Source organism: uncultured Ruegeria sp. (assembly GCF_947497005.1).
GTDB lineage: Bacteria > Pseudomonadota > Alphaproteobacteria > Rhodobacterales > Rhodobacteraceae > Ruegeria.
Window position 1 is genome coordinate 1 of record NZ_CANMFF010000045.1, and the last position, 6,619, is coordinate 6,619.

Sequence of the window (6,619 nt, forward strand, 5' to 3'; positions counted from 1 at the left end):
CAGTTGGTAACAACTGCAGTATGGCGCATCGCGACGCCGGTGGAGCAGGAGCCACCCACTCCATCCGGATTGGGCCGCAAAAGATCATTGGTTCACGGCTTTGGATCTATTCGTCGGCGTCCGGCTTGGAGGAGACGGAAGCAGATCGCCTCCTATGGCTCCGGGTGTGAAGCGCGCCACCGCTCGCTGGACCGAGAAAGGGTTGAATCAACATCCGGTCGAGCCAGAGGTCGCGGCGCGTGCGAAACAGCTTAATGCCGACCACCATACCCTTGTGTCCTTTCGCAGGCTGCGCGACGTATGTCCCCAGGAGCCGATCCCACCAGGGTAGATTAAAGCCGAAGTTCGAGTTGGTTTCGCGTGGATCAATGGAATGGTGCACTCGGTGCATGTCCGGGGTGACGATGATCCATCTTAGGATACGGTCTAGCGGGCGCGGAAGATCAATGTTTGCATGATTGAAAAGCGCGGTCGCGTTAAGGACGACCTCGAACAAGAGCACAGCGACAGCCGGGGGACCCAAGGCAGCAACAACCGCCAGCTTGATCCCCATCGAGATGAGGATTTCTAACGGGTGGAACCGCAAGCCTGTGGTCGCGTCAAAATCAAGATCGGCGTGATGCATCCGGTGCAGCCGCCAAAGCCCCGGCACTGCGTGGAACATCACGTGCTGAAGATAGATCGCAAGATCGAGAAGCAGCATTGAGACCGCGATGGCAACCCAAACCGGTACATCAATGTTGTTGAAGAGCCCCCATCCGCGGTCCTCGGCCATCACCGCAAGACCAACTGCGAGGATCGGAAAAGTCAGCCGCAGGATTGCGGTGTCGAGCACAACGAGCGCAAGATTATTTGTCCATCGCACAACGCGTGGTATTTCCCGTCGCCGCCGGGGTGCTGCAACTTCCCATAGCGCCATGACCGCCAGAATGCCCAGAAAGGCAACAAGGCGGATGGTCGGCTCAGCTGCGAGGATGGTGTCGGACATGGAGCGTGTCTTTCCGGGTTGTCGGTCGCGGCGGGTCTGCCATCATTTCTCAGTGACGAGTGTTCCTTTGTAAAAAATAGCAGTTTTTTACGTGAAATCATCTGAGGGCAGCTTTATCCAGCACCCAACTGCCTACCAACAACTGCCGCCGTTCATTGAGCAGGTTTGACAGATGCTCTCTGGTCTGAGACGCTCCCAACATTCGCAAGGGAGATTCTAACAATGGACCAGCATACTTTCTGATCCCGCCGCGCGCTGACCTTGATTGGCAGAATGCGCATTGAAACGCTCCTGCGGAGGACTCTGACAATGGACATACGGCGCTAGCCCATCGTGGGCGTTCGCAGTCGAGCATCTGCGCGACTTCAGCTTCCTTTTGTTATGAGGTGCATCATGCCCTTCAAACCACCAAAATCCACCTTCGGGCGGACCCTTCCTGCTGTGGAGGATACACCGAAATCCGCAAAGTTAGTGAAGGCCAAGGCCAAGCCGCAGCGCAATCTGCGTGTGAAGACACCACCGCGTGCGGCCAAACGGATGAACATGCCCGGAAAAGCGGGCGGTCGTTAGAGACTGGTGCGGGGCGTGTTGTGTGCCCCGCGCTTCTAATCAGGAAGGTCCAAAGGCGCCCTATACACTCCACGCTTCGCCGAACACCGGCTCGAACTGTTTTTCAGACATAGTCATCCCTTCATGGAGCGACATTCGACTCGCTTGGTGAAGTCGCACGCTTTGCGACGGCATTGCTCTCAAGAATTTCGCAAGACCCGGGGCCTCGAAGGTGATCCGCACCAGACATCAGACCAGCGGTAATCGAACCCAGATATCCAAGCGACAGAAATGTAACCGCCGCCCATACCTGCTTCGACCGGGATCGCAGACCGATCAGTATGGCGAGGGCTAGACCCAAACCGATCTCGAAGATCAGGAAATACTGGCCGTAGTGGCGTGGATCCCAATAGGACACCGGCGAGCGGTAGATCCAATTTGTGAACGGCATCCACTGCGAGCGCGCATCTTCATGGTGCAGCAGGAAGTCAGCCCCAACATGCAAAAGCGCGGAACTGGCGAATATCATCACGAGCAAAACCACTTTACGGGGCAACAAAGCAGGTACGAGCAGACCGACGACGCTCAGGGTGATGAGAGTGAGATATGCAGGGATCGAGTTCAGCAGAATTTGAAGCGTCGTCCATGGCTGTTCCCAGTAACGATAGTGGAACACTTCGCAACCGCTGGCCCCCCGCAACCGCTCGATGACGAACATCGCCCACACGTCGGTATCCGGCACTAGCGCGCCTATCAGGCCAGCCAGCGCGACTGTACGATTCCCCGGCCGGGCGAAGACAGCAGCCCCGACCAGAAGATGGGTTTGGGTGAACACTATCACCTCCACTACTTGACATCCAGGTTGTCATATTCAATTATGACACCCAAGTTGTCAATTGGAAGCTCGGAGCCTTGTATGACGAAAAGACAAGAAGAGCTTATCGCGCTGATCAGAGAAATCCGGACCGGGTTCAACCGGCTCAAATCCGTCGCCGAAACCCTGCACAGTGATCTGGAAATCAACCCGTCGATGCGGGCGGTCCTTCAGGCGCTGGTTATCAAGGCACCGCAAACGGTTCCTGAAATCGCCAAGGCAAAAGGTGTTTCGCGTCAACATGTCCAAAAGAACATGAACGCCTTGCTGGCGAAGCGTCTTATCCAAGCGCAAGGTAATCCGGATCACAAGCGGTCGGGACTCTACCTTCCCACACCCGCGGGCAAAAAGCTCTTTGCAGAGATTCAAACCCGGGAAGAAGCACCGATGGCCGAGTTGGCTGAGGCCCTGGCCACGTATGACGTCGCTGCTTCTGTTCGCCTGCTGGCCCGCCTCAATGAAACGATCGAAACTATGATGAAGAAGAGAATCTGACATGGCACAGCAATCGAAACGGCACGGGAAGACCCTCAGGATCGCCGTTTTCGCGCTACTGGTCTGGGGTGTCGTTGCCCTTTGGTCCTGGAATACCTTTGCGGTGGAGCTTCTGGGTCTTCCTGAGATGGCGTATCGCCATGCGATTGCCTTCGGCATTCTCGTCCTTTCAGCTGACGCATTGCTGGTGTTGCCTCTGTGGGCTTCTCGGGCAGGCAACACCTAGTGACTGTGAAGTCGAAGATCGTAGCGCAGTTCGGTCATCCATCGGGCCCGCTTGGTGCTCTGGCCGGCCGGATCATGGCGGCGCGGAAGTCGAACCGCTTTCGAAATGAAAAAACCGTCGAGATAATGGACCTTCGCCCTCACAGCCAGGTGCTTGAGATTGGTTGTGGCCCCGGCCTTGCCCTGTCGCGATGCGCCTCTCTCGTGACGTCTGGCCGGGTGGTCGGTCTTGATCATTCCGGTGTCATGATCCGCCAGGCCCGTAATCGACTGCGCAGACAGGGCGTCGCAGACCGAGTTGATTTATTAGAAGGGGGGATCGACCTGCTCACCGCTTGGCCGGAGACATTTGACCGCGTTTTCTCGCTGAATGTCATCCAGTTTCAAAGCGACAAACTCGGTTTTTTTCGTGCCCTGTTTGATACTCTGGCCCCGGGCGGGCTTTGTCTGACCACATATCAACCACGGCTTGACGCGGATGGCTCCGCGACCGCACGCCGCATGATCGCCGGTATTGAGGACGCGCTCCATGCTGTCGGGTACGAGAACGTGAGAGAAATCAAAATCATTGGCGGTGCCGCTCCGGCGACATGTGTCGTTGGCCAAAAAAATGATCCTCACCAAAGCTAACGCGCAACAAGCCAAAGGAGATTGATATCAAAGGCGCGAAACGGAGTTTTGAAGGTGACTTGCGACAGACCTGTCGCAGTTTAGGGAAATATCCGACCTGACCTCCATATTTATGAGCCGATGGCTGACACAGTTGATTTGATGACGAATACCGCGGATTACACCTCGAAATCGCAACCCAGCATTGATGCGCCCATCAATCTGACGCCAGCAAATCAACATCCATCCAGTAATTCACCAATGCCATTTCCGCAAATTCACCGAGATCAGGGTGATCGGCAAAATAATGCAAAACCCGTGCCACTACGTCCTTTTGCTCTGGTGTTAAGAGGCTGAACTTGGACTTCCTGAAATCATGCAGCATTTCCTTCGATGTACCGGGATCCAGTGCCAGAAGAATGCTTTCATTGGCATATTCCGGGCTGTCCGAATTGCGAAGCGTCCAAATCAGATAAGCGGGCACGTAGTATTGAAATGCCTTTGCGCTGAAAGCTATTGGGGCAGCGTATCCGTGGATGATCATCTGATCGGTCATCTCCGGCCACCTGATGCCTCCATAAAATTCAAGAATATCCACATCATCCATACAGTCGGGATGTAAAAGTTCATCATCGAGAGGAGGGTCAAGCCCGTCAAATGCATCATTGATCTGGGATATGAGCACCTTTGTCGTTTTAGAGTCCTTTAACATGGCCAAATACTAATATGGCTTACATCCTGAAATCGAGCGCTTTGGCCGCTAGTCGAATTTGAGTAAGTGCCATGGATTCCAAACATAGGCTTTTTACAGATATCAATCATGAGTTCTACGATGCCTCTATCTACACACTTAAACTAACTTCACCCGACCCGGACAATGATGACTGGACTCTGTTGCAAATTTTGAAGCTGACCGAACACTCTTGGCGATTGCAACGAAACTAGGCAGTCGACTCAACGAATTGTTTGAACGGACAGAGTCCGGGCGTAATTTGGCCTTTGTGGATCATGTGTGACACTTCGATAACCAAGCTGCCATCGGTGCCTCCAAGGCGAAACTTGCCGCTTCCGCATGTTGGGTGGGTTTCAGTCCTCTTTTCTGAGGCGCTCTGCCATCTCAGCAAATCCGTGTAGTTCGGCGTGTTCGAGTGGTGTAGTTCCGTTTCGATCGGCAAGCGATCTGTCAGCACCCGCTGCCAACAACGCATCCAGAACTGCAAGATGATCCGGGCCGCCGTCACCAAGCACAACGGCTTCGATAGCTGCTGTCCAGTGCAGATTGTTCACATGGTCCAGAGGCGCGCCAGCAGCGATCAGCCGTCTGACAATTTCGACATGGCCGAGATGCGCGACTGCTATCAGAGCTGTTCCTTCATAAGGACTAGTTGTTAGGCCGGGATCGTTGCCCAATTCGATTGCGAGTGTCATCAATTCCGGATCATTTGCAACGGCCGCAATCGTGACAACATCGTAGGCCTGATCTTCGAGTGCGTTCATGTCGGCGCCAGCTTCAGCCAGTGTACGTAATGCCTCGTCTTCTGAAGCAAAGGCGGCCACATGGGCTGGCGTGCGGCCTCTCGAATCCCGCGCGTTGACGTTTGCCCCTGCCGCAACGAGTTGCCGGATCATTTCTTCGTTGCCGGTATGAGCGGCTGCGAAGAGACCGTCGTATTGCGCGACCTCATCAGCCGAAGGCGGTGTCTGCGCCGTGCCTGCGCTGGCGGCAAGACCCATCACGAAGGCAAACAGTAGAAAACGAAACATGGCCGATCCTATTACCTACATATTGGTCAGCTATAGTAGTAGCGGATGCATTCGATGTCATTTTCCATTCAGGATCAGAATCCTTTCACGGGAATTGATTTCACAATGTCATTGGACAGACGGGCTGAGTTCGCCGACGATCGCATCATGGAACTGACGGCAACCACACCTGTCCACCTGATCCATGTGGATCCAGACGTCAACATGGCGCGGTTCTATGGCATAGAGTTGCAGCCGACGCTGTTTGGCGAAGTTTCCGTCCTTCGCACCTGGGGACGTATTGGAACGAACGGGCAAGCCATGATGGTGACATATGATGACGAAGCCCAGGCCAGTGAAGCGCGCCAAAATCTTGAGAAGCAAAAGCTCCGTCGAGGGTATGTTCCCGTCGGTGGTTAGTACCTACCGCCAGCGATCGTAGATCTTTCATCTCTCAACCCAGTTGAGCGATCTATTCTTTGGCCACCCGGCCAGAATGGACATGATCACCGAGGTTTTCCAGCTCATCCTGGCACGCTTCTGAAATACCCTCTGGCAAATCATATGCTTCAATATCCGCTTCGATCTTTCTCAAGTCAGATTCCAGTCCCATGGATTGGAAATCATCGACTTCCCGAAGGCGGTAAATCAAACGTTCAATGAGCAAACGATGGGCAAGCATCCGGCCCAGTAATTCACGAATTATTGGTTCTTGCATGCATCAGTTCTCCTCAATCCGCGCAGTAGGCACGATAGGGAATCCGGGGTCAATCGCGGAACTTAGCTTAAGAGGGGAACCTGCGAAGATCGGCGCCCGGCGTTCTGTTCGTAGCGAGAAAGAGGGATGTGACTTTACTCCCTGGCAAATCCCGAGCCAGCCGGCTCGTGACCGGGCTCTAGGTTTCAGCCGACATATCGGCTTCCACCCAGAACACCCCAGCATGATCTCCCTGAGCCAGTAGCCCCTGACCCGTCTCTTGCGAGCCGGGGCAGGGGCTTTGGGTCATGGTCGGTCCATGCCGTGGTGATCTGCCCACTCGGGTGACGATCCCTTTTGCGCTCCCGCAGGATCAAAGATCCTTTGGCTTCTTTTGTTGGTCAGGCGGGATTTGGACAAGCCAAACGCCACCCGATGT

The 6,619-nt window shown here is 54.6% G+C and carries 10 protein-coding genes; 5 read left to right on the top strand and 5 right to left on the bottom strand.

The features are described from left to right. Positions 1–106: 106 nt before the first annotated feature. A complete protein-coding gene (locus Q0816_RS25670; protein ID WP_298856106.1) occupies positions 107–988 on the bottom strand; it encodes a sterol desaturase family protein in 882 nt (293 codons plus the stop codon). Between the two features lie 393 nt (positions 989–1,381). Between Q0816_RS25670 and Q0816_RS25675 the strand changes: the two genes are divergently transcribed. After that, positions 1,382–1,558: a hypothetical protein gene (locus Q0816_RS25675; protein WP_298856108.1), complete on the top strand. Its 177-nt coding sequence runs from the start codon at positions 1,382–1,384 to the stop codon at positions 1,556–1,558. A 121-nt stretch (positions 1,559–1,679) separates the two neighbouring features. Here Q0816_RS25675 and Q0816_RS25680 read toward each other — a convergent pair whose 3' ends face one another. After that, positions 1,680–2,372 carry a hypothetical protein gene (locus Q0816_RS25680; RefSeq protein ID WP_298856110.1) on the bottom strand — a complete coding sequence of 231 codons (693 nt, stop codon included), beginning with the start codon at positions 2,370–2,372 and terminating at the stop codon, positions 1,680–1,682. Positions 2,373–2,453: 81 nt separating this feature from the next. Here Q0816_RS25680 and Q0816_RS25685 point away from each other — a divergent pair, with 81 nt between their 5' ends. The 3 genes from Q0816_RS25685 to Q0816_RS25695 all read left to right on the top strand — a co-directional run bounded on the left by Q0816_RS25685 (position 2,454) and on the right by Q0816_RS25695 (position 3,761). After that, positions 2,454–2,906: a MarR family winged helix-turn-helix transcriptional regulator gene (locus Q0816_RS25685; protein WP_298856112.1), complete on the top strand. Its 453-nt coding sequence runs from the start codon at positions 2,454–2,456 to the stop codon at positions 2,904–2,906. 1 nt (position 2,907) lies between these two features. After that, entirely contained in the window at positions 2,908–3,132 is a 225-nt protein-coding gene (locus Q0816_RS25690; RefSeq protein ID WP_298856115.1) for a hypothetical protein, read from the top strand. Between the two features lie 74 nt (positions 3,133–3,206). Further along, entirely contained in the window at positions 3,207–3,761 is a 555-nt protein-coding gene (locus Q0816_RS25695) for a class I SAM-dependent methyltransferase (RefSeq protein WP_298856117.1), read from the top strand. 196 nt (positions 3,762–3,957) lie between these two features. Here the strand turns inward: Q0816_RS25695 and Q0816_RS25700 are convergent, their stop codons facing one another. Next, complete coding sequence (locus tag Q0816_RS25700) at positions 3,958–4,452, bottom strand: DUF6714 family protein (protein WP_298856120.1); 495 nt, start codon at positions 4,450–4,452, stop codon at positions 3,958–3,960. 374 nt (positions 4,453–4,826) lie between these two features. Beyond that, positions 4,827–5,504: an ankyrin repeat domain-containing protein gene (locus tag Q0816_RS25705; RefSeq protein WP_298856122.1), complete on the bottom strand. Its 678-nt coding sequence runs from the start codon at positions 5,502–5,504 to the stop codon at positions 4,827–4,829. A 54-nt stretch (positions 5,505–5,558) separates the two neighbouring features. Here Q0816_RS25705 and Q0816_RS25710 point away from each other — a divergent pair, with 54 nt between their 5' ends. After that, positions 5,559–5,903, top strand: coding sequence for a WGR domain-containing protein (locus Q0816_RS25710; protein WP_298856124.1), 345 nt, complete (start codon positions 5,559–5,561; stop codon positions 5,901–5,903). 52 nt (positions 5,904–5,955) lie between these two features. Here Q0816_RS25710 and Q0816_RS25715 read toward each other — a convergent pair whose 3' ends face one another. Then, positions 5,956–6,201, bottom strand: coding sequence for a hypothetical protein (locus tag Q0816_RS25715; RefSeq protein WP_298856126.1), 246 nt, complete (start codon positions 6,199–6,201; stop codon positions 5,956–5,958). Between the last annotated feature and the right edge of the window lie 418 nt (positions 6,202–6,619).

Coding starts and splice junctions, on each gene's coding strand:
- Q0816_RS25670 (WP_298856106.1), bottom strand. CDS start 988: ATGTCCGACACCATCCTCGCAGCTGAGCCGACCATCCGCCTTGTTGCC.
- Q0816_RS25675 (WP_298856108.1), top strand. CDS start 1,382: ATGCCCTTCAAACCACCAAAATCCACCTTCGGGCGGACCCTTCCTGCT.
- Q0816_RS25685 (WP_298856112.1), top strand. CDS start 2,454: ATGACGAAAAGACAAGAAGAGCTTATCGCGCTGATCAGAGAAATCCGG.
- Q0816_RS25690 (WP_298856115.1), top strand. CDS start 2,908: ATGGCACAGCAATCGAAACGGCACGGGAAGACCCTCAGGATCGCCGTT.
- Q0816_RS25695 (WP_298856117.1), top strand. CDS start 3,207: ATGGCGGCGCGGAAGTCGAACCGCTTTCGAAATGAAAAAACCGTCGAG.
- Q0816_RS25700 (WP_298856120.1), bottom strand. CDS start 4,452: ATGTTAAAGGACTCTAAAACGACAAAGGTGCTCATATCCCAGATCAAT.
- Q0816_RS25705 (WP_298856122.1), bottom strand. CDS start 5,504: ATGTTTCGTTTTCTACTGTTTGCCTTCGTGATGGGTCTTGCCGCCAGC.
- Q0816_RS25710 (WP_298856124.1), top strand. CDS start 5,559: ATGTCATTTTCCATTCAGGATCAGAATCCTTTCACGGGAATTGATTTC.
- Q0816_RS25715 (WP_298856126.1), bottom strand. CDS start 6,201: ATGCAAGAACCAATAATTCGTGAATTACTGGGCCGGATGCTTGCCCAT.